Source organism: Microbulbifer maximicatervae (SeqCode) (genome assembly GCF_052467325.1).
Genome location: NZ_CP174310.1, coordinates 2237237 through 2259335 on the forward strand (window position 1 = coordinate 2237237; position 22099 = coordinate 2259335).

General features: G+C 52.2%; 24 protein-coding genes. 7 read left to right on the forward strand and 17 right to left on the reverse strand.

From position 1 onward, the window contains the following. The first annotated feature begins 44 nt into the window (after positions 1-44). From ACJJIE_RS10075 to ACJJIE_RS10085, 3 genes are all read left to right on the forward strand, one after another. Positions 45-530 (forward strand): phosphatase PAP2 family protein, encoded by a 486-nt coding sequence (locus tag ACJJIE_RS10075; protein ID WP_444894507.1) that lies wholly within the window; start codon positions 45-47, stop codon positions 528-530. Continuing rightward, positions 527-1600: an MJ1255/VC2487 family glycosyltransferase gene (locus ACJJIE_RS10080; protein ID WP_282931900.1), complete on the forward strand. Its 1074-nt coding sequence runs from the start codon at positions 527-529 to the stop codon at positions 1598-1600. The genes ACJJIE_RS10075 and ACJJIE_RS10080 overlap by 4 nt, the downstream gene beginning before the upstream one ends. A 170-nt stretch (positions 1601-1770) precedes the next feature. Further along, positions 1771-3573 (forward strand): acyl-CoA dehydrogenase, encoded by a 1803-nt coding sequence (locus ACJJIE_RS10085; RefSeq protein ID WP_282931899.1) that lies wholly within the window; start codon positions 1771-1773, stop codon positions 3571-3573. Between the two features lie 28 nt (positions 3574-3601). On the opposite strand, the gene ACJJIE_RS10090 is transcribed toward ACJJIE_RS10085, so the two are convergent. From ACJJIE_RS10090 to ACJJIE_RS10145, 12 genes are all read right to left on the reverse strand, one after another. Next, positions 3602-4969, reverse strand: a complete 1368-nt coding sequence (locus ACJJIE_RS10090) for an ATP-binding protein (protein WP_282931898.1) — start codon at positions 4967-4969, stop codon at positions 3602-3604. Then, positions 4966-5640 carry a response regulator transcription factor gene (locus ACJJIE_RS10095; protein WP_282931897.1) on the reverse strand — a complete coding sequence of 225 codons (675 nt, stop codon included), beginning with the start codon at positions 5638-5640 and terminating at the stop codon, positions 4966-4968. The genes ACJJIE_RS10090 and ACJJIE_RS10095 overlap by 4 nt, the downstream gene beginning before the upstream one ends. A 34-nt stretch (positions 5641-5674) precedes the next feature. Then, the gene (locus tag ACJJIE_RS10100; protein WP_282931896.1) at positions 5675-5992 is read right to left on the reverse strand and encodes a PepSY domain-containing protein; all 318 of its coding nucleotides are present in this window, start codon (positions 5990-5992) and stop codon (positions 5675-5677) included. A 65-nt stretch (positions 5993-6057) separates the two neighbouring features. Continuing rightward, a complete protein-coding gene (locus ACJJIE_RS10105) occupies positions 6058-6621 on the reverse strand; it encodes a glycine zipper 2TM domain-containing protein (protein WP_444894508.1) in 564 nt (187 codons plus the stop codon). 135 nt (positions 6622-6756) lie between these two features. After that, positions 6757-7458, reverse strand: coding sequence for a DUF3106 domain-containing protein (locus ACJJIE_RS10110; protein WP_282931894.1), 702 nt, complete (start codon positions 7456-7458; stop codon positions 6757-6759). After that, on the reverse strand, positions 7451-7690 hold the full coding sequence (locus ACJJIE_RS10115) for a hypothetical protein (protein ID WP_282931893.1): 240 nt from the start codon (positions 7688-7690) through the stop codon (positions 7451-7453). The genes ACJJIE_RS10110 and ACJJIE_RS10115 overlap by 8 nt, the downstream gene beginning before the upstream one ends. Continuing rightward, positions 7674-8060, reverse strand: a complete 387-nt coding sequence (locus tag ACJJIE_RS10120) for a hypothetical protein (RefSeq protein WP_282931892.1) — start codon at positions 8058-8060, stop codon at positions 7674-7676. The genes ACJJIE_RS10115 and ACJJIE_RS10120 overlap by 17 nt, the downstream gene beginning before the upstream one ends. Then, a complete protein-coding gene (locus ACJJIE_RS10125; protein WP_282931891.1) occupies positions 8057-8581 on the reverse strand; it encodes an RNA polymerase sigma factor in 525 nt (174 codons plus the stop codon). The genes ACJJIE_RS10120 and ACJJIE_RS10125 overlap by 4 nt, the downstream gene beginning before the upstream one ends. A 360-nt stretch (positions 8582-8941) precedes the next feature. Next, a complete protein-coding gene (locus tag ACJJIE_RS10130) occupies positions 8942-9358 on the reverse strand; it encodes a hypothetical protein (protein ID WP_444894509.1) in 417 nt (138 codons plus the stop codon). A 149-nt stretch (positions 9359-9507) separates the two neighbouring features. After that, entirely contained in the window at positions 9508-10872 is a 1365-nt protein-coding gene (locus ACJJIE_RS10135; protein WP_444894510.1) for an L-cystine transporter, read from the reverse strand. A 162-nt stretch (positions 10873-11034) separates the two neighbouring features. Continuing rightward, positions 11035-11496, reverse strand: a complete 462-nt coding sequence (locus tag ACJJIE_RS10140; protein ID WP_444894511.1) for a TlpA family protein disulfide reductase — start codon at positions 11494-11496, stop codon at positions 11035-11037. Beyond that, positions 11414-12817: a YihY family inner membrane protein gene (locus ACJJIE_RS10145; RefSeq protein ID WP_444894512.1), complete on the reverse strand. Its 1404-nt coding sequence runs from the start codon at positions 12815-12817 to the stop codon at positions 11414-11416. The genes ACJJIE_RS10140 and ACJJIE_RS10145 overlap by 83 nt, the downstream gene beginning before the upstream one ends. 172 nt (positions 12818-12989) lie before the next feature. Here ACJJIE_RS10145 and arsC point away from each other — a divergent pair, with 172 nt between their 5' ends. The 4 genes from arsC to sppA all read left to right on the forward strand — a co-directional run bounded on the left by arsC (position 12990) and on the right by sppA (position 16264). Further along, complete coding sequence (gene arsC, locus ACJJIE_RS10150; protein ID WP_282931887.1) at positions 12990-13334, forward strand: arsenate reductase (glutaredoxin); 345 nt, start codon at positions 12990-12992, stop codon at positions 13332-13334. Further along, entirely contained in the window at positions 13334-13954 is a 621-nt protein-coding gene (gene wrbA, locus ACJJIE_RS10155; protein WP_282931886.1) for an NAD(P)H:quinone oxidoreductase, read from the forward strand. The genes arsC and wrbA overlap by 1 nt, the downstream gene beginning before the upstream one ends. 10 nt (positions 13955-13964) lie before the next feature. After that, positions 13965-14312 carry a DUF2069 domain-containing protein gene (locus ACJJIE_RS10160; protein ID WP_413664962.1) on the forward strand — a complete coding sequence of 116 codons (348 nt, stop codon included), beginning with the start codon at positions 13965-13967 and terminating at the stop codon, positions 14310-14312. 86 nt (positions 14313-14398) lie between these two features. Beyond that, positions 14399-16264: a signal peptide peptidase SppA gene (sppA, locus tag ACJJIE_RS10165; protein WP_413664961.1), complete on the forward strand. Its 1866-nt coding sequence runs from the start codon at positions 14399-14401 to the stop codon at positions 16262-16264. Positions 16265-16294: 30 nt separating this feature from the next. Here sppA and ACJJIE_RS10170 read toward each other — a convergent pair whose 3' ends face one another. The 5 genes from ACJJIE_RS10170 to ACJJIE_RS10190 form a co-directional block, all read right to left on the reverse strand. Further along, positions 16295-16588, reverse strand: a complete 294-nt coding sequence (locus tag ACJJIE_RS10170; protein ID WP_444894513.1) for a DUF3175 domain-containing protein — start codon at positions 16586-16588, stop codon at positions 16295-16297. A 72-nt stretch (positions 16589-16660) separates the two neighbouring features. Next, positions 16661-17869, reverse strand: coding sequence for an MFS transporter (locus tag ACJJIE_RS10175; protein ID WP_444894514.1), 1209 nt, complete (start codon positions 17867-17869; stop codon positions 16661-16663). A gap of 36 nt (positions 17870-17905) precedes the next feature. Then, positions 17906-19936 (reverse strand): transglutaminase TgpA family protein, encoded by a 2031-nt coding sequence (locus ACJJIE_RS10180; RefSeq protein WP_444894515.1) that lies wholly within the window; start codon positions 19934-19936, stop codon positions 17906-17908. After that, entirely contained in the window at positions 19936-20943 is a 1008-nt protein-coding gene (locus tag ACJJIE_RS10185) for a DUF58 domain-containing protein (protein WP_444894516.1), read from the reverse strand. The genes ACJJIE_RS10180 and ACJJIE_RS10185 overlap by 1 nt, the downstream gene beginning before the upstream one ends. Before the next feature lie 4 nt (positions 20944-20947). Next, positions 20948-21859: an AAA family ATPase gene (locus ACJJIE_RS10190; protein ID WP_444894517.1), complete on the reverse strand. Its 912-nt coding sequence runs from the start codon at positions 21857-21859 to the stop codon at positions 20948-20950. Between the last annotated feature and the right edge of the window lie 240 nt (positions 21860-22099).

Genomic DNA, 22099 nt, shown 5'->3' on the forward strand with positions numbered 1-22099 from the left:
TTGTCGGCATGCGAGGCTTACCGATGAATTTGAAGAGTTTTGATGTGTCCGCCGTACTGTATATGGTTGAGCGGGCATCCCGCCCCAGCTCACGCCGGCGCTATTTATGGCTATCCAAATCTGGGGATGGATGGGCGGCCGGGGCACTTTTTTTCACTTATGTATGGCTTAATTCAGCCATTCAACTACTGTACCTGGCATGTACAGCCGTCGCTCTAGAACGCAGCCTGTACTGGGGAATAAAAAATACAACTCGTCGCCTTAGGCCGCCTCAGGCAATTCCCGGTATGCGTCCGGTAATTGTGGCGCATGATCGATTCAGTTTGCCATCAGGCCATACCTCATGCGCCTTTTTATTCATAACCGCAATGTCTATACAGGTAAGTCCCATGTGGAGTTTTGGTTATATCTGGGCCACAGGGGTGGGAGCTGCCAGGGTTGGCTTAGGGGTTCATTTTCCATCCGATATTTGTGCTGGTGCCATTTTGGGGACCAGCGTTAGCTTAATTGTGAGTGCCGCCTTTTTATGAAGATACTTTATGGCGTTCAATCCACGGGTAACGGACATATAAGTCGCTCCCGCGCGCTGGCCAAGCAATTCGAAAAGTATCCAAATCTCGAGGTCCAGTGGTTATTTTCAGGCCGTCCAAGAGAAAGCTTATTTGAGATGTCTTCTTTTGGAGACTATTGGTGGCGGGAGGGAATGACTTTTATCCACAGTCACGGCCGCTTGAATAGTTTCGCAACACTACGAAACATCAATGCAGTAAGATTCATCAAGGATACAAGAACACTGCCGGTTAATAATTTTGATTTAATTATCAGTGACTATGAACCTGTTACGGCCTGGGCAGCAAAATTTAAGAAAAAACGCAGCATCGGTATCGGCCATCAATACGCCTTTGAATTCCCGATCCCTGCACCTCGCAATAAGTGGGCATCCCGCACAGTACTAAAATCATTTGCCCCAACACAAGAGAGTATCGGTTTGCATTGGCACCACTTCGGCAACCCAATACTACCGCCAATCGTCCCTCAGAAACCTGAACTCTCCCAAGAATTGGGTGAACATATTCTAGTTTACTTGCCTTTCGAACAGCCTATTCCGATGCTGGACGAACTTTCCAGGCTGCCCTATCGGTTTATCGTCTACGGTATACCCCACAATTTACCTACCTCTAGTAATATTCAAGTTAAGGCCCCCTCAATTAATGGTTTTCAAAAGGATCTGGCAACCTCTAAAGCAGTAATCTGCAATAGCGGATTTGAATTATTGGCTGAAACCCTGGCTCTGGGAAAACCCATTCTCAGTAGGCCTCTCGCCAATCAATTTGAGCAGGAAGCCAATGCCAAAGCGCTCGATCAGCTCAAACTGGCCACAATCGTAAAACAGATAAATGCCTATACGATCGACAAGTGGCTAACCAACTGCCCCCCTCCACTTCGGATAGTATGGCCTGATGTAGCTCAAGCACTGGGCAACTGGATTGCTTCCGGGTGCCGACAAAGCTCAACTGAACTATCCTCCCAACTGTGGCGCAAGGTGGTTCCAAAGCCCGTTGCAGAAGCAGCACCAGTATTTCAAAGAATATCCGAGTAAAAGCACTCTAATAATCGCCAAGTCTATTCATAGAATCAGTCATTGCCCAGTGCACCCTCTCCACGTTTACATATACACTTGAATCGTAGTGTTCCAGCATAAAAATATTCAATGGAAAACTACCTGGAAATTAAACGGATTACCCAAAAAGAATAATGTAAGAGGTAAACATGGCCCATCAGCTGCTCAACGAGCGTGAAATCGATTTTTTGCTTTACGAATTTTTAGATACCGAGGCCCTAATCAATCGCCCTCGGTACAGTGAGCATTCCCGTGAAATTTTTGATGCAACACTGAATACTGCACATACCATTGCAGAAAAGTTTTTCGCTAATCACAACGCCAAAGGCGATGAGATTGAACCGAGCTTTGATGGTGAAAACGTCAGCGTTATCGAAGAAACCAAACAGTCCTGGGATGCTTTTGCCTCTGCAGGATTTCTTGCCGCTCACTGTGATGCTGAGGAAGGCGGGCTGCAATTGCCAGAAGTTATTCTGCGCACAGCACTCGCTTATATGGCTGCAGCAAACGTTGCCAGTGCTAGCTACCCATTCTTGACCATTGGCGCGGCCAATTTGGTGCGCACTTTCGCCAGCGAGTCGCTTAAAAAACAATTCCTTCCACAAATGTTGGACGGGCGTTTTGCCGGGACTATGGCACTAACTGAACCGGATCAGGGCTCCGCGCTGTCAGACATTCGCACTAGCGCCCTACCAGAAGAAGACGGCAGCTACCGCATTCACGGGCAGAAAATGTATATTTCTGGTGGCGATCAAAACCTCACTGAGAATATCGTTCACCTGGTTCTGGCAAAAATTAAAGGCGCACCCGCAGGTGTGAAGGGAATATCACTTTTTTTGGTTCCCAAATTCCTTCTGGACGAGCAGGAGAAACCGGTAAAACGCAATGATGTAAAACTCGCAGGCCTGCTACATAAAATGGGCTACCGTAATACCACATCAACGGTTTTGAGCTTTGGTGAGGATGGTGGCGCTGTAGGCTACCTGATCGGTGAACCCCATCAGGGCCTGAAGTATATGTTCCAGATGATGAATGAGGCTCGTATCAGTGTGGGAGCTGGCGCTTCTGTACTTGGATACCAGGGTTACACTTACTCCCTTGAGTACGCCAAGGGCCGCCCACAAGGGCGCATGCCCTCCAATCGAGATCCTGAATCCAAACAGGTCCCTATCGTCCAGCATACCGATGTTCGCCGTATGCTACTAATGCAAAAGGCCTATGCTGAAGGTGGCTTAAGCTTGAGTGTTTATGCCACTTCACTTTACGAGGATGAGCATACAGCCCCTACAGAAGAGCAGCGCAACAATGCTGCAACACTGCTCGATCTACTAACTCCCGTAGTAAAATCCTGGCCCTCCAAGTACTGCCTAAAAGCTAATGAATTGGCGATTCAGGTTTTGGGGGGAGCGGGTTATATTCGTGAATACCCGGTAGAGCAGTTGTATCGAGACAATCGCCTTAACGCAATTCACGAAGGTACAGAAGGCATCCATGCCCTGGATTTACTGGCCCGGAAAGTACCGTCAAAAAATCTTGCTGGCTACCAACTGTTACAGGCAGAGATCCGCAATACGATTATGCAGGCCAGGGATAAACCTAAGCTCGAATCTATGGCCAAAATGATGGAAGAAGCCCTGGAAAAGTTGGATGAGACAAGTTTTGCATTATTCTCCCAGCTTCAGGAAGATGTGGATCGCGGCCTGGGTAATGCCACCCTATACCTGGATTTATTTGGCTGTACCGTAGTCGCCTGGTTGTGGCTACAGCAGGCAGTTATCGCAGAAAAAGCACTGGAAAAGAATCCTAACAGTGAAGCTCAGGATTTTTACCTGGGCAAATTACACACTGCAAAATACTATTTTGAATGGGAGCTGCCAAAAACAGAGACAGCTATCGCACTGCTGAAATCAGGCAATAGCGTTCCTTTCGACATGCAGGAAAATTGGTTCTAGTTAAACGACTTGTCGAGCAAAACGGAAATTACAGTTGTACCGTAATTTCCGTACCTCCCTGAGGAAGGGGGGCTGCATTTATTTGCCCTTCATAGCTCTCAACAATATCCACTACCACGGCAAGTCCAATACCCTGCCCAGGTTGCTGTTCATCAGCGCGAACGCCCCGCTGGGTAACCGCTTGCCATTTCTCACTGTCCAGCCCTGGGCCATTGTCTTTAACCCGAATAGACAGTTTGCGAGTATCCTCCATATTCTCAACAGCAATCGATAATTTCCCGTCACCATATTTATAAGCGTTATCCAGCAAGTTACCCAGGACTTCCATCAGGTCACCTTCGTCACCATAAAACAAGGCGTTTTCAGCACAGGAACTTTCGACATCACACGGCTTACTGCGATACACCTTTTCAAGCGCATCCAGTATTTTATGAAGCAGTGGCGCGACCGGTGTCCCCCTTATAATGGATTTCGGCGAACTGGTTACTGCCCGCTGCAGTTGATAGCTGATAATACTGTCCATCCGCTGCACCTGATCCGTTAGCGTCTTGCCGGCAGTTGTTGAATCTCCAGAAAATTTGAGACCTTTCAATACCGCTAATGGCGTCTTCAGGCTGTGGGCCAGGTCAGCTAATGTATGCCGGGTTTTCTCTCTCTGGCGGCGCTCATTTTCAATCAACAGATTTAAGTTATCTGTCAGTGGGCGCAGCTCCCGAGGAAAATTACCCTCCAATCGATCAGCACCCCCACGCTGTATTTCCTGAAGCGCATTAGCCAGGGCTGTCAGCGGGGCAAACCCCCAGCGCAGAACCAACCACTGTGCAAGGATTAATAACAATGCCCCCAACCCCAACCAGTGCCACATGGTTGAGCGAAACTGCCCCACTTGAGCCTGTAGCGGGGCCGCATCCTCGAGCACTGCAAAGGTAAACAAATTTTCATCTTCCAGCCCCCAGGCAACCCCTTGGCGGAAACTGCTATAACTTCCCTCTTCTCCCGGAACCGATACCTGCGAATAGGACTCCTGCCCCTGGGAAAGCGGATAGAACTCCAGCTGCGGCATTGCCAGGGCTGACTCCGAACGCCAGATAATCTCACCCTCCCGATCAATAACAGCGCCCACCAAGCCGGAATCAGGCTGGTTGAAGCGTTGTTCGGGCAAACTCGGGGGCAGAATCAGGGTTTTACCTTCCGGCTCAGCAACCGCCAGCAGGGTGTAAATGTAAACCTGCAGCTCCCGCTGCTTGGCTTCATTCAGGGACGTGCGATAGGCGTGCTCGAGGACTCCAGAGATAAGAAGAATAAAGCCGACCAGCACAAGACTGGTAACCAGGGCCAGACGCCCCTTTAAGGAACCCAGAATATAGGAGAGCAGGGGGAAATTGATGGATCTCACTGCGGAATCACAAAGCGATAGCCGCGCCCGCGCAGAGTCTCGATAGGCTTAAGCTTGGCTGCCGCATCAATTTTTTTCCGCAGGCGTCCAATAAAAACCTCTATCACATTACTGTCCCGGTCACAGTCCTGTTCATAGATATGTTCTGTCAGGGTGGTTTTTGACACCACCTCATCCGGATGTAGCATCAGGTATTCAAGTACCTTGTACTCAAACGAAGTCAGGTCCAATTCAACTTCATCCACACTAACCCGTTGAGCACTGGTATCCAGAACGATAGGTCCGGCTTTAATCGTCGGCGATGAGAAACCTGCGGAACGGCGCACCAGGGCATTCAACCGTGCGAGCAGTTCTTCAGTATGGAAGGGTTTGACCAGGTAATCGTCCCCGCCAGCTTCCAGGCCGGAGACCCTTTCCTGCCAGTGTCCCCGAGCCGTTAAAATCAGGATAGGAAAATGCTTCTCTTCACGGCGCAGTGTTTCAATAACCTGGATACCATCAATTTTGGGTAAACCCAGGTCCATTACTGCAACGTCGTAGGGATATTCCCTTCCCAGATAAAGTGCCTCTTCTCCATCGGGGGCTTCGTCAACGGTGTACCCGGCCGTGCGCAGGGACTCTGCCAGCTGCTGCCGCAGTAATGCTTCATCTTCAACTAATAGTGCGCGCATAGTAATTACCTTATTGCGGCTCGCAATTATTCTGCTAGCGGGATATACGGCCGCTCTGTTTATCGACAAACACCACATAAACCTGGCTTTTGGCCGACAGTCCTTTCACCCGATACACGGCTCGCCCCTGTTTCTTGGTCTCAGAAATGGCGAGAATTTTTCCACCGAAGCGTTGTTTTACGATTGAAGCAGCCCGATCCCTTGAGATTTCTCCCCCTTGCACACGAAGAAAGTGGGGCTGGAAACTCTCCCGCTCATAAGCGGGGTAGCTGTGTACCGTGGCACTGCAGAGCGCCGGCAAAAACACAGCGGTAAAAGCAATAAAGCCAAGTAAGGTACGATTCAGTTTCACGGTGCGGCTCCTGTGGATATCCAATTTTCCACCCTTTATAAACTCCCTGCCGCCCTCAACCGGGCTCAAAGAGCCGGTGAGACGTCGACATGGACCCGGATTCTATCGCCCGGATGATGGTCAGTGCGGGTCAAGTAAACTTGCCCATTATACCGATAGCGGACATCGTATCCGACTAATTCCCTTCTTGTAGAGTATTCATCTACAACATGGCAACGGGACTCTGTTGCATAGTGGATTGGAGCATTGGCACGGCTGATCTGGTTACCTACCAGGGCGCCCACCAAAGCCCCTGCGATTGTGGCGCCGCCACGATTGTGACTGCGATGATAACCGTAGCGTCCACGGTGGCCGTGATCGCCTAAGTTATTGCCGATTGCAGCACCTATAAGTCCCCCCACTACAGTACCTGCCGGGGAAGTCGGCTCGCGATAGGCAACCTGTTCATCGCGACACTGAGTCGTCGGTGTAACAACCTGAACATCGGTGTAGACGGGAGTAACCTCGGTAACTCGCGCATAATCATAGCCACCCGCAGCATAGCCTCGGGGGCCCGCGCTGGCAGTAGAACTTAGACCCACCAGTGCCGCAACTGCCGCACCCGCGATTAGCTGTTTGTATAGTTGCACGATATCTCTCCCGCTAGTCATCAACGGGAGCCAGATTACTTAAGATGATCTGAATAGACGCTGAATTACACTGTCGTAGCAGCGAGGTAAAACGATAAGCCAGCCTCTCAGGATTGGAATTTGAATGGCAGGGCACTATTCAGGAGCCCCAGATGAACTATCAGTCTCCTCATCACCCTCTCGTCGGTCACTGGCCTCTCGATCACGCCTTGGCCGAGAATCCTGGTGCCTTCTCCCCCTTTCGTGCTCCCTTCTGGGCCTATCTCCTCTCGCCCGGTCGCCCCTTGGTCGGTCTTCTCTGTGCCGGTTTCCTCTAGGTCTATTCTCATCGGACCTATCCCTCCTCGGCCCATCTTCCCTGAGTCTATCCCCTTGCGCTCGCTCTCCCCGAGCCCTATCACCTCTGGGCCTCGGCAATTCACCCCTATCGCCCCTAGCTTCACGCCAGCGCTCACGCATTTGCTCTCTCTGTTCGGGGGACATCTGTCGATATCTCTCACGGGCCTCACGGATACTCTCACGCCTACCTTCCGGCAGGTCGCGGTACTGTCGATAAGATTCCCGCAGCTGATTACGACGTTCCTGGGGCAGAGACTGCCATTTTTCATAGCGCTGCCGAGCATTGTCACGCTGCTCAGGGCTCATTGAGTTCCATCGGCGGGCACCCCGCAACAACCTCTCCTGCTGGCTCTCAGACATATTGGGCCAGCGTTTTTCCATGCCCTGTAACAGCTTCCGATCACTTTCACTTAGGCTGCTCCACTCCACCGACCATGCCATACCAGCCCAAAGTAGCGAGGCTGCCATCAAACAAGTTGCGACCAGGGTTTTAGTCATGACTGTCCCCCAGCCATATATCTCTGCTTTTGGTATCTTCCTGGGTTTGCCTGCGGCCCTGAACCAACTCGGGCTCTTCTGGGATAACAACATCACCTTGTTGATCGACCCACTCTTCCAGGAATAGCAGGAATTCCTCCGGCAGAGGCTCAGCGTCCTCCGCCTCGGTAATACCTGGAAATATGAGCGCACACATAGATATGATGAATAAAACACTACGAAGAGTGTCCATCCAACTCCTCCGCCAACCACTGATAAAACTCCATATCCTCAATCATCTCGATATCCATATCTTCGTCCAGGAGCCAATCACCGCTCACTAATAGCTCTGTACGATTCTCATTGTTAGTCACAGAACTGGGCCACCATAGAGCAAGAAATAGCACTGCGGCAGAAGCCGCGGTAACTGGAAGGTAGGGATACAAAGTGCTGGGTAAAAAGTACCGTTTTTTATTATTTTGATCTTGCGCTGCGGAGCGGATTCTTCGTAACTCGGCCAGGGTTTCCGTATCGAGTGACTTCTCTCTACGTATAACAGCGGCACTGGCGGCTCCGAGTATACGCTTCTGGTTAGTCGATGAATTATTACCCAAATTACTCATTCCATCGCCTCCAAATAAACCCGCAGGCTGCGCAATGCTCGAGATAGGTGAGTTTTCACACTTCCCTCGCTACAAGTCATAGCCCCTGCTGTCTCACTGACATTAAAGCCTTCAACGCAGCGCAATAAAAAAGCCTGCTGTTGACGCAGAGGTAACTTTTCAATGGCGCGGTCAATGGCATCAATCGTACGTTCACCGATCAAGGCACTATCTGGGCTGCGGCCGTTGGGGTCGGGAAATTCACTCAAATCCCATTCATCGCCTTCGCTATTAATAGGAAGTTTATCTTTCAACAGCTGCCAACGGGACAGGTTTTTCTTGCGACGATGCCAATCGGTTATGCGGTTATTAAGAATGGTAAAAAATAATGGGCGCCACTCAGCACGGTCTCGGCAGCTATAGCTTTTGACGAGTGCAAGCATAGAGTCCTGAACTATATCCAGCGCATCATCACGGTCCCCTACAGCATATTTCGCCATAGTGAATGCCCGCTTTTCTACTGAAGCGAGAAACTGATCCATAAAAGCCGATTGAGGTCCCTTGACGAGGATGAAACCCTTCTACAGCGATTGAGGAGCTGCTAAATAATTCCGTGATACATCAGAATCTCAGGGCAACTAACAGCCAAGGCGCGGCTTTATAGGAATGTCTAGACCTTTTAAGCAGTCGCAGCATAGAGTATGAGTTGCTCTGAAAACCCCATGGGGCGGGCCTCAAAAACCGCAGCTACTGCGTTATTCTTGCAAAGGGCAAAGGCCATGCACAGTAAGCCGCGTCTAACATCTGCAGTCTTCAAGGCCCACAGAAATATTACGGAATTAGTCAGAAGCTCCTCAGTTCGCCACAACCCAATAGATAATGCCAGCTAAAACCGGTAATGATTAATCGTTATCGTTGTCACGGGATCTGCGGTGGTGCTTTTTTTTCCGCTCGCCGCGCTCATTCTTACGATCATATCTATTATCTATTCGCTCACCCTTTTCATCGAGGCGCTCGTTAATTTTCTCACCTTTATTGTCCAGACGACTATCGATAAGATCACCTTTTTTATCCAAATGTGCAGCTAATTTATCTCTCCCATTAGCTGCCGCCCGCTCAGACCGCTGATCCAAGCGCTCGTTAATACGGTCACCCTTCTCATCCAGGCGATCTTCAATACGATCCCCCTTGCGGTCAAGTCGATTTTCAATATGGTCACCGTGATCGTGTCCATCGCCCCCACTGCTGCTTTCCGCCTGCAGTGCGAGTGGAAAACCAAGACTTAACGCCAGTACTGACAGCCCTATCAGTTTATTCATAAGTTGCTCCAGTTCCGTGAACAAAAAACTCAACAAGTTAACAGCACTGACTATAACGTCGATCACTGAAACCGGTTGACAGGGAACTGGTAAACGTCAGCAAATTCAAAAAGCACACATAACTGAAAGCCGGATACTCTCCCTTTAACTTACCCCTCTACAACTTCCGGGCCGGGCACTTCATCGCCAAGCCAGCGTTGTGTCAGGGTGCCAGCGGTCATAGCGCCGTTAACATTCAGCGCGGTTCGCGCCATATCAATCAGAGGTTCAACAGAAATTAGCAGTGCCGCGATAGTAACTGGCAACCCCATTGCCGGCAGTACCACCAAGGCTGCAAAGGTCGCCCCTCCACCAACGCCCGCTATTCCGAAAGAACTGATCATTACAACCGCCACTAAAGTAGCAATCCATACCGGGTCCCATACATTGATCCCCATCGGCACTGCCACCATCACTGCCAGCATAGCCGGATAAATACCGGCGCAGCCGTTTTGCCCAATAGTCGCACCGAAAGATGCAGAGAAATTGGCAATTGCTGGAGACGTACGCAGCTGGTCCACCTGAGTCTCGACATTCAGGGGAATAGTTGCAGCACTGGAGCGGGAGCTAAAGGCAAAAACCAGCACCGGCCATACCTTGGTGAAATAGTGCAGCGGATTGATACCATTAAACAGTAGCAGCAGACCGTGCACCAGGAACATCAAACCAATAGCGGTAAAGGAAGCCAGCACAAAACTCAATAAGTTAAGAATATCCCCCATACTGGATTTAGCGATCAGGCCTGTAACCAAAGCCATCACGCCGTAAGGGGTAAAAGCCATCACTAGTCGCACCAGCTTCATAACCCAGACTTGAGCCACATGAACGAAGCGTTCAATCGCTGCGCCCTCTTCGGGAAATTCACGGCGCACCGCCAAGGCTGCCAGCCCTAAAAGCACCGCGAATATAACCACCGCTATAACAGAAGTAGAGCGAGCTCCGGTCAGGTCCAGAAAAATATTGCGCGGCACAAAAGAGGTAATAATCTCAGGAATGGAAAGGTCTGTGACCTTGCCAATGCGCTCATTCAGTACTTCCACTCGCGCAGCTTCCCTGGAACCCTCAACCAATCCCGCAGCCGACAAACCAAATAGCTCGGCCATAGCCACGCCAATTAGAGCGGCCACCGCCGTTGTTCCCAATAGCACCCCCAGGACTGAAATACTGATTTTGCCCAGCGCCTGGGTATGGCTGACTTTAACTACCGCCACTAATATGGAAGTCAGCACCAGGGGCATCACGAGTAAATACAATAGGTTTACGTAACTGTCCCCTATCATCTCTACCCAAGGTATCACCTCTGCGGGTGCAGCCCCCCATCCGCGAGACAGTTGCAGGGTGCCTCCAAAGATAACCCCAAGAATCAGGCCAGCCAGCACTGCTGGTGCGAGGGAGTCACGGCCTCGCTGCCAGCGAAAAAGTCCGTATATAAAAACAATAAATAGAAGCAGGAAAGCAAATGAACTGATATGCATAAGGTCTGGGTCCCACCCGGAACAAAAGGGGAAAGTGGCGGCATGCTATCAGCGAACCGCCACAAGCCTATAGATGTGTTAGTTATAGTTTTATAAAGTTTGGGAGCTTCTAATAATCCACTGTTACCCCGCCGGCTTTTACCAACACTCCATTAGTACTCGCTATAGATTGAGAGCCGAAATGAAGTCGTCTCTATCCTGCGGCCCAACCAATGTTTTATGCCAGCGACCATCGGTACCAATAATGAACGTAGAAGGCAGCACCTCCGGCTTCTCCTGCCCCCAGCGCCCTTGCGGTTCGGCCACTAGAACGGGAAAAGTAATACCCAACTTATCCGCCTGTTTTTGTATTTCCGCAATCGGTAAATTGTCGAAGTTCACCCCAACAACAACGACATTGTTGTTACCGTCGGCCAGTTGGTTAAGGACCGGGATCTCCTCTCGACAGGGCTTACACCACTCTGCCCAATAGTTAACCAGCAAAACCTTACCCGATACATCCAACTCTTCCCCATCAATGGCTAGAAGCGATTTATCGTCTTTAGCGCAGGCGCTTATTCCGCATACCAACAAAAGAAAGGTGACCGCTGCTGCTCTTGCCATCTTTACTTTGACTATTTTCATCAGGCCCACTTTCTCCCCCGGTTTCAGAGTTTGTTTGCTTATCATCAGTCCCGCCGTCGTGGCCCAGCTCAAGGGGCTTATCTTCAGCTTCCTTTTGCTCGGCCTCCAGGAACAACTCTCCAACAGTGATACCTAATTGCTCCCGGGTTGACTCTCTGGCATTGGCAAAGCGTTGCTCTACCTCTCCATACCAGGGCAATCCATCCAGACTCGCAGGAATTCCACTGGGCATCCAATCCGAACTCAGCCAACCTGCCAATTCAACCAGGGACACCGTATTCAGGTCCCTCAGCAAAACATAATCATTGCGATCAGTCTGGGTCACCATACGATTAGCCTGAAGGATATTCCGCAACCTTCGCCACTGAACAAACTTGATTCCCATACGGGAAATATCGCGCTCCTTCAGAGGCCTCCCCTGCGCGCATTTCTTATACATCTGCCAGAGAACAATAAGGAGGGCAACCAGGTCAGAATGCTCCCGCTCCTGGGTCGCAGCTTGATATACCGATAGTGTGCGCACCAACACACAGCCGGCCAGTACCAGTATCCACATCAGATAAATCCAAAGCAGGAACAGGGGAACAACAGCGAATGCCCCATAAATTGCCTGGACTGAACTCCGCGCTACCAACAAGCCGAATAAGTACTTCATAACCTCGAAAGCAATCGAGATTATGATCCCCCCCTCTATTCCGTGGCGCAACGGGACATTGCAATTGGGCACAGCTATGAACAGTAGGGTAAAAACTATGGAGCTGAAAATAAACGGCAGAACCCTGAATAACAACGAAGTTACCTCAAAGGAATCGGCCCCACCCACGAAAAATTTTTGTGAAAAGACAAAAGTACTTGTCGCCAGGCCCGCCCCCAATAGGATTGGACCCAGACTTAATATCGCCCAATACAAAAGAAAACTCGAAACGCCGCTGCGGCCTTTTTGGACGTCCCAGATAGAGTTAAAGGTCCCCTCGATACCGCGAAGGGTCAAACCGGCAGTAATAATCAGCATCGCGATACCAACGCCAGTCAAACGCTGTGCCTGTTCGGAAAAACTGCTGATATATTTTTGGATCTCGCGCCCACTCTGAGGCAAAAAGTGGGTGAACAGTTGATCCTGTAACCTACTCTGCAAGCCGGCAAAGTCGGGAAACAGTGACAACATGGCGTAGCTGACCGTCACTAGGGGAACTATGCCAAACAGTGTCAGGTAAGTAAGAGCAGCCGCGCGTTGCCGACAATCCTTTTCATCAAACAGTTTCCACAGTGACGTCGCAAAGCGCAGCCAGTGGTTTCCCCAATCCTTAACGGTGCTTCTCATCGTGATCTCTCTATGCCTGGACATCTCGCCCAGGCCGCAGTATTACTGCCCCAAATAGCCAAGGAGCTCCCGAAAATCCCGCAGGACGTTGGGGGGATTATTCAGAAGCGCCTTAGAACTCCGCAACATTCTTCGGTTAGAATACGCCAAACAGTAACAGGATGCCGCCACAATGTGGACGATTTACCACAACCCCCGCTGCTCAAAATCCCGCCAAACCCTACAGCTATTGCAGGATAACGGTATTGAACCGGAGGTGGTTCTCTATCTACAAACCCCACCTTCTGCCGAGGATATTCAGCAGTTGCTGCACAAACTGGATATTGATGCACGACAGTTGTTGCGCACTGGTGAAGAACCCTACAAGCAGTTAAACCTGAAAGACAAAGATCTGGCCGAATCCCAGTTAATTGACGCAATGGCTCAAAACCCTATTTTGATCCAACGCCCGATCGTTATAAAAGGCGACAAAGCAGTGATAGGACGACCCCCTGAAAATGTACTGGGGCTGATCTGATGGATCGGGACAACGAAGGCTATGTCCTCATCCTCTACTACAGCCGCACCGGCGCCACAGCGCGCATGGCCACCGAACTGGCTCGCGGCGTAGAGGCCAGCGGGATTACCGCTCGCCTGCGCACCGTGCCCGGCGTATCCCCAGACACCGAAGCCAGCGAGCCGCCGGTCCCCTCCGAAGGTGCCCCCTACTGTACAATCGAGGACCTGCGCAATTGCTCCGGTTTACTGATGGGCAGCCCCACCCGCTTTGGCAACATGGCCTCTCCGCTGCGCTATTTCCTTGACCAAACCAGTGATATTTGGCTCGATGGCAGCCTTACCGGTAAGCCGGCTGCGGTATTTACCGCCACTGGCAGTCTTCACGGTGGTCAGGAAACTACGCTGGTATCCATGATGCTGCCGCTGCTGCACCACGGCATGTTGATCGCCGGCATCCCGTACTCCGAAGCCGCCTTAATGCGCACCCGCACTGGCGGCACACCCTATGGTGCCTCACACTGGTCCGGTGAACACGCCACATCGCTTTCCGATGACGAAGTAACCCTGTGCCGGGCACTGGGCAAGCGAGTCGGCAGCCTGGCACAGACGCTGGATAATTCGCATAACGGCGACAACTAGAGGATAAAGTGTGAACGATTCTGTACAGCGCAAGCTCAAGATAGCGCTGCGAATTAACTGGATTTGTTATATCGGCATGCTCGTACTGTTTGTCGTCTGGAATCTATTCCTCGAAGGCGGCTCATTATTCCTGTGGTGCTTGCAGACCATACCACTGCTGTTGGTACTACCTGGGTTACTAAAGCAGCACTATCGTAGCTATCTGTGGCTCTGTTTTATTCTTTTGCTGTATATCACTGCCAGTATTGTCGACGTAATGATGCCTACACGCGGCTGGCAGGATGGCGTACTGGTAGTCCTTAGCCTTATCCTATTCTTTTCATCAATGATGAGCAGCCGCTGGCATCGCATGCAATAAGCCTTGGCGAGATTCACATTGCTTGTGATTTTGTAACCGATAATTTGACAACGCTTGCCCCTCAGCGCACTAAGGAGTTTTGAGGTTTGACTGATTCATCCAATGAGAAAGGACTGTTCCGCAGCTTTTTTGGTGCCATTGGCGGCTCAATTACCTGGCTGAGGCGAGTGTTTACCAACCTGGTATTCCTGTTAATACTGGTATTCCTGGGTATCGCAATTTTTGGCAAGGACGAACAGCTGGTAGTCCCACAAGGCGCGGCCCTTCGAGTGGCTCCGAGTGGATTTCTGGTAGATGAGCTCAGCCAGCCCAGCGGATTACCGATTTTCTTCGGTGGCTCCCAGGGGCCAGCGGAAATCAGGGTTAAGGATCTTGTCGACTCTATCGACAAAGCCGCACAGGACAAACGCATTTCCGCACTGGTGCTGGAACTCGACAATATGGTCGGCGGCAGTCTCAGTAAGCTCGACGAGATTGGCGCAGCCCTGCAGCGCTTCAAGGCTGCCGACAAGCCCATTTATGCGGTGGGTGATAACTACACCCAGGCGCAATATTTCCTCGCCAGCCACGCCGACAAGGTGTACCTGAATCCAATGGGTTCCGTGATGCTCACCGGCTTTGGCGTCTATCGAAATTACTATAAAAGCGCCCTTGAAAAGCTCAAAGTTAATTTCCACGTGTTCCGCGTTGGCGACTACAAGGATTTTATCGAACCCTATACTCGCGACGACATGTCTCCGGCTTCCCGTGAGAATAACCAGCGCTGGCTGCATGAACTCTGGAGTGAGTACACCGAACAGGTGACCGGCCTTCGCAACCTGCCAACTGAAAGCATCGATCTATTTATCGACGAGTTACCCCAGAAACTGCAGCAGCATGAGGGCGACTGGGCACGTACTGCTCTGGCCAATAAACTGGTCGACCAACTCGCCAACCGCAACTTGGCTGTTCAAGAGCTACGCAAAACCATCGGTGAAGATGAGAACGATGAACGCAGTTATAAGGCCATCGATGCCCTCACCTATTTACGCAGCCAAAAGCTCAGCGAAGTCGCCGCCAAGAAAGAACCCAATAAGATTGCCTTAATCACGGCAAGCGGTTCTATTGTCGATGGCCGCGCTCCCGCCGGCAGGATCGGCAGCGAAAGCCTGGGAGAACTAATCGCACAGGCACGCAAAAAAGAAGTTGATGCACTGGTTCTGCGCATTGACAGTGGCGGCGGCTCCGCCTTCGCGTCAGAAGCAATTCGACAGGAGTTACTCGCCACCCGCGAAGCCGATATCCCTGTCGTTATCTCCATGGGCAGTCTGGCCGCATCTGGTGGCTACTGGATTGCTACCGGCGGCGATCGAATCTGGGCCTCTCCCGCAACCCTGACAGGCTCCATTGGCGTATTTGGCGCCTTCCCGACCTTTGAGGATTCCCTTGAGGCACTGGGTATTTATACCGATGGTGTGGGCACTTCAGACCTGGCCGGCAGCATGCGGTTGGATCGTGCCCTACCCGAGGCCGCCGCCAGTATCCTGCAACAGGGAGTGGATAATACCTACGCCAGGTTCCTGAGAATTGTGGCCGAGTCCCGTGGCAGCACTCCCAAGGAAGTGCACAAAATTGCCCAGGGCCAGGTCTGGACCGGGCGCGCGGCCAAAAACCTGGGGCTGGTAGACGATCTGGGCAATCTCAACGACGCCATTGCCGACGCCGCACAGCTTGCTGAGATCGAAGAATACGATGTAATAGAGATCCAGCGCGAGCTGACTCCCGGCGAAAGATTCCTGCGCGCCCTGAGCGATAATGTGGATGCACGTATCGCCGCCAGCCTTGAGGCAAACCTGCCACTCGGCGCCTGGTTAAACAGCTTACAACCGGTTTTGGCACCAATCGGCGAACTGCAGAGCTTCCGCGACCCGCGCGGACTCTACGTGCGCTGCCTGCCCTGCCTAGCCCCCTAAAAGACTTCATCGCCTCTACCCTGCGCCGGCTCAATGCCGGCGCGGACGCCCATAAAGCTCACGCAATTCATTTTTCGCGGCCTCCAGGATCCTGCGCCTGCGCGCAGGTAAATGATGACCCGCACGATTGATATAAAAAGTGAGCATAGACATGGCTGAACGGAAAGACTCTGATTTGCGCTGCTGACTGGCCTCAGCTGCGCTCTTCAGGGATTTGGCTATCGCTTTTGGATCATCCAGGCTAAATACACCGGCTTCAAGGTCCAGCGCATGGCTGTTTGTCGTGACTCTCTGTGACCATTTGGCACTTTTTACTGATACCAAACCCCACCTCCATAACCGCAGTTCCCTGTTAAATATATGGTGGCTCAACCGGATTTGGTCGTTACGGGATTCCTAAACCTCGCTATCGGAAATTTTAACCTGCCGTAGAGCCCCACTCAGGGCAACCAGTGCGAATGCCAATAAACTGAGGATTCCCGCCCACAATAGTGTCGTCAGGGGCGCTGCGACCTCGCTCAAAACACCCGCAGCCAGGGCTCCCAGCGCCGCAGAGCCAAATAGGGCAAATTGATAAATGGAGATAATGCGACTGCGATAATCCGCCGGCGCCAGCAATTGCACAATGCCTCGCCCCAACCCTGCGGAGGCTGCCGCAACGGCCCCCCAACACAGACACAACAGGATCAAGCCAAACTTTGTTGGCCCCAGGCTGATAGCAATCAAGAGTGCTGCGCTGTAAAGCAAGCACATCAAAATTCCTCGCCCTGGCTCTTGTCCCTGCCCCCGTCTCAACATAGTCACCGTCGCGATCACCGTGCCCGCTATAAATGCCAGTTGCAGGGTCGCGTAGTAACCGGCACCGCGACCGTAATCCTCCGCCAGCAGCGGTAAGACCACCAGGAAAACCCCGATATGCACAAAGCCATTGAATGCCATCAATGCGGTCAGCTCCCGCAAAACCGGGTGTTTCCATGCCTGACTGAGACCATCCAGAATCAGGGTATGGGGTCGCTTCTCTGGTGCCTTTTGACGCTCTTGAGGCTGGCGCAAGGAGAAAAGTAATAATGAAGCCACTAGCACAACGGCAATCTGTACACCCAGCAAGTGCTGCAAGCCCCACTGGTCAAATCGACTCGCTAGCAGCATACCCACCGCCTGGCCGCCGTACTGCGCCAACATCATCCAGGTTACGGTTTTTTGCACGCCTCGCTCAGTGGCCTGCCCCTTGCGGTTGCGGGCACTGCGCTGCACCAAGTTATCCCGTGCCGGCTGTAAAAAAGCGCTGCACACCCCCAGGCAAATTCCGTAAATCATCAAGGTGGATAAATTCAGGACATGGAAGGTGAAATACAACAACAATGCGGTATGACAAAGCGCCAGGCCCAAACAGGCCAGAGCCGACACCAGAGCCGGGTCTCGCCTATCCGCCAAAGCGCCGCCAAACAACAGGAATACCAGGTTTGGCAGCAATACTGATGCCTGAATCCACCCCAATTGCAGGGCCGGAAGATCCACGATCGTCAGCGCGATCCAGGGCAGTAATATCACCTGCAACCCGGTTGCCAGGGAGGTGCCGCTATAGCCCAGCAGAAATCTTTGCAATCGGGTTGGCATTCTAGATACAAAATAACTCAATGATTAATAACCCGCCAACTCGCTCTTTTGTGGCACCATATTTTCCGAGTGCCGCAACCAGAAATACCAACTTGATAGCTGCCGCAGTTTTTTCAATGCGCGGGCATCACCACCGTAGCTCACTGCTTCAAACGCGTCTGTCACGGCCCCAGCATAATTCGCCAACTCCACTCTCTCCTCGGCAATTCGGCGAGCGAAATTACCTGCCGTCTCACCAGAACACCGCCTGATCCCGTTGCGGGCCATACGCTGGCAAAAGCGCTGGTACAGTTTTTCCGCAGGCGTCAACTTGGGCCTGCCTGCGGTGCGAGCGGCCCAAAAACTGATACCCAATAGGAGCACAAAAATCGGAACCCCCAGCAACAAGGCCATACGCATCGGGGAGAGGTCACCAAATATTCGCTGCAACAAATTCTGTTGCCGGTCGGCATTGAAGCTCACTACGGTTTGATACCAACGGTAGTTGATCATATCCCACTGCAAACGCAACTGGCTGAGAATACCGAAACGGTGCAAGGGAAATAGGGAGTCCTGCATAAACTCCTCACCGGCTGCACTCTCCAGACCGTCGCGTACACGCTCCGGTGCCACTGCCGCAGTGGGGTCTACACGCTGCCAGCCGCGATCATCAAGCCAGATTTCAGCCCAGGCGTGGGCATCGTATTCCCGCACCAGCAGGTACTCTTCTCCACTTACCCACTCACCGCCCTGGTAACCAGCCACCACCCGCGCCGGCACTCCCGCTGCACGCATGGCAAACACATAACTACCGGCAAAGTGCTCACAGAACCCCTGTTGGCTATCGAAAAGGAATTCATCGATGGTATCGCCTCCCAGTGCCGGGGGATTCAAGGTATAAGTGAAAGCGTTGTTGAAGTGCGTCAGCAGCTGGGAGGAAACCGCCTCAGCACTAAGCCCCTGATCCCGCAGGGAAGCCATCCACTGGCGGGTACGGTTATTACCATAACTGGGAAGCTGCAGATTCCTGCGCCGCTCCACATTACTGAGAGAAGTCGGAGTCGGCAGGGTTTCCCTCGGCCAGGAACTAACCTGATAGGAAAAGCGGTTAAAAACCGGGGTCCGTTTTACCAGGCGATCATCCCCAGTCTCTCCAACCCCCGAGCTCTCCGAAGCCGGCTGCGCCATAGCGAACAACCAGGGGCTCCGACTCGCCTCCTGAATTACCTGATAGCGATAACGGGGCCCCACTTGTGGCAGTACCTGTTCACCACTCTTCCAATACACCCGCCCGCCATTGCGAGGATCTACTCCATAACCTTGACGCCAGGTTCGACCATTAAATTCCGAGTACACCAACCCTCTCCAATAGCGTTGTTCAGGAGGGGGAACCGGCCCATCAAAGGAGATGCGCAGGGTTGGCTTGCTGGATTTGGAAAGCTCAGTAAAGTCTCCCGGGGCCATCGAATCACTGACTCCAGTGCGCCCAGCGGAAGTATTTTGCGGTACTGACCAGAGCGGCCCCAGCCGAGGCATCACCAAAAACAACAACACCATCAACGGCGTGGCCTGTGCCACCAACCGCAGGGATAACCCCAGAGCCCGGCGCGGGCGCGCACTAAAGTGTCCCAGCTGCGCCGCCAGGGCTGCAGTAATTACCAACACACTCAGTAAACCGTAAAGTGCATAGGGAATGGTCTGCTCTTGTACAAACAGGGTGGCGGCTACGAAGTAGGCCAACAGTAGACTGACAAAGGCATCCCTGCGGCTGACCAGTTCGAGATTTTTTAGGGTGAATGACAGCGCCAAGAGTGCAATCATCGGCTCCAAAGCAAACAAGCGCCGATAGGACAGAGCCAGCCCCGCTACCGTCAACAGGATCACTGTCAGTTTAAGAGCCCGGCCGGGTAAATCCCTGCGCCCGCGAAAAACTTCCAGGCGCCAATAAACCGCAAAGGCCCAGGCAAAAGCCACCCACAGTGGCAACATTGTGAATTGCGGCAATAGGGCGACAAACTGGGCAGCAAAAATCCACAGCAAACTTTCCCTGGGCAATAAATCCTTATTCGCAATCATCACTGGCCTCGCCCTGGGTACAGAGCCAATACCTGCAAGACCTGCTGCTGATGCTCGGGACCGAGCGAAGGCTCTATTGAAATGCCAGGCAGGCACAAACCGTATGCAATGCCTTGCTTTTCCGCTTGTAGGGTCCAGTCACAGAGATTACTCAGGCGCATCTCTATATCCCTGCCATCGAGTAAACCCCAGTCGAGCCACAAGCGCGTGTCAGTTTTGCGCTCATAGTCCTTGCTGTAAAGATCGCGTCCGGCCGCGTATTGCTTCCAGGCTACATGGCGTAACGAGTCACCCGCTTGATAGGGTTTTAGCGCTGCAAAATCATCCCCCCCCCGCTTCACCTCACCAAACTCCCCCTCGGCAACAGTCTCTCCTAGCGGTAAAGGGCCCGCAGAAATTGGACGGGGGTAAACCAAAAATTCAACATCCAGGTCAATGCGGCTCCAGCAGCGAAATAACCCGAGAGGGAAACGACTTTCAATCCTCAACCGAGGTGCCTGCACTCGCCCACGTTTTACTACCGGCATAGAGATACAAATATCCGCACTTTTCTGCTCGCACAAATCCACGCGACTGCCCTGCTCCGGTGGCCAACTCAGCTCGAGCCATTCCCGCTCCCGCTTGCCCTCACAACTGACATTAATTTCCGCCTCGGCAAAATCACCAGCAAAAGCTGCCCGGGTATCCAGAAGGCGCAAGTGCACGCCACTTAAATTGGCAAAAGTGTGTAGTGGCAGCACCGCCAAAATGCTGACCAACAAAAATGTCAGAGCGAAAACCAGGTTGTTTTCATAATTGGTGCCCAGTAGCCATAAAAGTGCAATCACCAACAAGAAACCCAGGCCTGCGCGAGTGGGCAGAATAAATAAACGACTGTGATTCAAGGTGATAGCACGGGCCCTCGGTGCCCGGCGACTAAGCCAGCGCTGCGTCAGGCCACGCCAAGACTGCACCAGCATGTGCAGGGGGTTCCGGGAAGTACTTCGACTGGAGGAACTCACACTCATCGACTCAAGCTGCGATCACATCCACTTGGCGCAACAATCGCTCCACCAACTGTTCGCCGTTGCTGCCATCGCTCTGTAGCCGATGACCTGCCACCGCCGGCAACACAGCCTGGATATCCTCAGGCAATACATGGCCGCGATTGTGAATCAACGCCCAAGCTTTGGCTGCGCGCAAAAGGGCCAAAGCGCCTCGGGGTGATAAACCCACTGCGCAATCCGGGCTCTGGCGGGTTTGCAAAACCAGTCGCTCCAGGTAATCCAGCAGACTGTCAGAAGTTTTCACCTGTCCAACCAGGCTTTGCATTTTTCCGAGTGTGGCAATATCAATTCTGGGTTTTAATTTCGCCAGCTGCTGCCTCGGATCGGCCCCCATAAACAAAGCCCGCTCCGCCTCCCGGGTGGGATAGCCGAGACTAATACGCATTAGAAAGCGATCCAACTGGGATTCCGGCAATGCAAAGGTGCCCGATTGTTGCATCGGGTTTTGCGTGGCAATCACAAAAAATGGCTGGGGCAGTGTGCGGGTCTCGCCATCGACACTCACCTGGCGCTCTTCCATGGCCTCTAACAGCGCACTCTGGGTTTTTGGCGATGAGCGATTAATCTCATCCGCCAATAACACCTGGCTAAACACAGGTCCTTCGTGAAAGTGAAATTGGCTGGACTCCCGATCAAATATTGAAACACCAAGAATATCCGCCGGCAGCATATCGCTGGTGAACTGCACCCGCTTATAAGTTAGCCCCAGCACCTGTGCGAGTGCATGGGCCAAGGTGGTCTTACCCATACCCGGTAGGTCTTCGATCAACAGGTGGCCTTTTGATAACAAACAGGCCAACGCCAACTTCACCTGGCGCTCTTTACCCAATAAAACGCTGCCGATATCAGACACTATGGCGGAAACTATTTTTTGCACGGCAAATCCATTACTGCTCAATTTTTCTAAAGGGGGCTATTTCTGCACACCGGCAGGGGCATTAAACAACGCAAACGCTACCGGAAGCGGCGGGCAGTATTCCACTGTCCGCCAGGGAGCCTATGGATAACTCCGTGATACCTCTGGCATGCAGCGCGGTTCACAATCAAGGCGCGGCTTCGCAGGAATGTCTAGACCTTTCAAGAAGCTGCAACACAGAGTGTGAATCGCTCTGCAAGC